Source organism: Colwellia sp. TT2012 (assembly GCF_001440345.1).
Classification (GTDB): Bacteria; Pseudomonadota; Gammaproteobacteria; order Enterobacterales; family Alteromonadaceae; genus Colwellia.
In genome coordinates this window covers 1-1,500 of record NZ_LJYX01000049.1, presented here as the reverse complement: position 1 = coordinate 1,500, position 1,500 = coordinate 1, and the positions used below count along the sequence as shown (strand labels likewise).

Annotated in this window: 1 protein-coding gene and 1 pseudogene; one reads left to right on the top strand and one right to left on the bottom strand. The window is 53.7% G+C overall.

Going from position 1 to position 1,500, the window contains the following annotated elements; all coding sequences use genetic code 11:
• Positions 1-696 (bottom strand): annotated as a pseudogene (locus ASU03_RS20120) (IS3 family transposase); the annotation flags it as partial.
• 570 nt (positions 697-1,266) lie between these two features.
• Between ASU03_RS20120 and ASU03_RS20110 the strand changes: the two are divergent.
• A partial coding sequence (locus ASU03_RS20110) for a transporter substrate-binding domain-containing protein (RefSeq protein WP_197411283.1) occupies positions 1,267-1,500 on the top strand: 234 nt, incomplete at its 3' end.

Below are 1,500 nucleotides of genomic sequence, written 5' to 3'. Positions count from 1 at the left end.
CATATGTTCGGATGTAGGTAATGTCTGTGACCCAAACTTTGTTGGGTTCTCTGACATCGAATTGGCGCTTCAGTAAGTTCGGTGAGGCAACGGCTGGCTTACCACCGTATTTTCCCGGCCTCCGTCGATACCCAGTCTGAGAACGTAAACCTTCAAGGCGCATCAACCTAGCCACCCGGTGACGGCCACAGCTCTCACCAACCTCTCGCAGGTCATCATGGATCTTGCGATAGCCATAAACACCACCGCTTTCCAACCAGGAGTGTTTGATCAGTCCAAGCAGTCGCTGATCGTCCTTGGCTCGCGCAGATTTTGGTTCTGATAGCCACGCGTAGTAGCCGCTGGGATGAACCTTGAGCGTCAGGCAAAGCCGTCGAATCGCGTAATGACCCGCTTGCTGCTTAATAAAGGCGTACTTCAGCCGCACTCCTTGGCAAAGTACGCGGCGGCCTTTTTTAAGATGTCTCGCTCCTCCGTCACCCGTTTCAGCTCGGCCCGTAGACGACGAACCTCAGCGCTCTGATCATCCTCCTCAACGCGCTGTTCCTGGGGCTTGGTGTAGCGCTTAACCCAGGCATAGAGGCTGTGCACGGACACACCCAATCGTGCAGCCACCTCCGAGACAGGAAGCTTCTTTTCGGTCACTTGTTTGACCGCCTGGATTTTGAATTCTTCGGGATATCGCTGGTTGCTCATGGCACCTCCTAATGGGCCTCATTTTAAGGCTTGGAGGTGTCTACGAAACTAGGGGCGATTCACTTTCTCGCGGTAGCAATGGATACTGCTCGCGTATATCCACAACATTTTCCGAAAATTCACATACCAAAAAATAGGCGCGCTCTAGGTCGGAAAAGAGGTGATGGAGGCGATCGATCTTCACACCTTGGATCTTGTGGGAGCGTCCTCTGGAAGGCACGTCTTGGACGCGCAGCCACGGCAGATAACTGGCACCAGCTCCGCTACCGAATCCATTCGAAATATGCCGCTGAATATCTGTCTCAGACGAAAACCTACGACCGCGCAATGCTACCTCCTTCGTCCGCCGGGACCGCCTCTCCTCGCCCTGAAAAATAGTTATAGGAAAAAATCGCCCACCACCTGTTCATGGTACAGCCCTCTTTAGCCTACTCCCGGAGCGGAACGAAGCGGAGAATCTAGACCGATGGCTCAGCCAAAAAATGGAAAACCCCGTAAATACGGGGGTTTCGGCCTTGTGTCAATCTATGTTACGGCGTGTCAATCTTTATTGTTAAGTGTCAATCTTTATTGTTAGTAGCCACCAAGAGCATCACCCTTGGATACCGCGATGCGTCGGTGCCGTTTTCCTATGTCGGTGACCACACCGGCAAGCCCATGGGTTACTCGGTGGACCTGGCGAGCAAGATCGTCGAGCGCATCCAGCAGAAGACTGGCGTGCCCCAGCTCAACGTGAAGAAAAACCTGGTCACACACCAAACCCGCATGCCGTTGGTGAGCAACGGCCACCTGGGAACTGCGTGC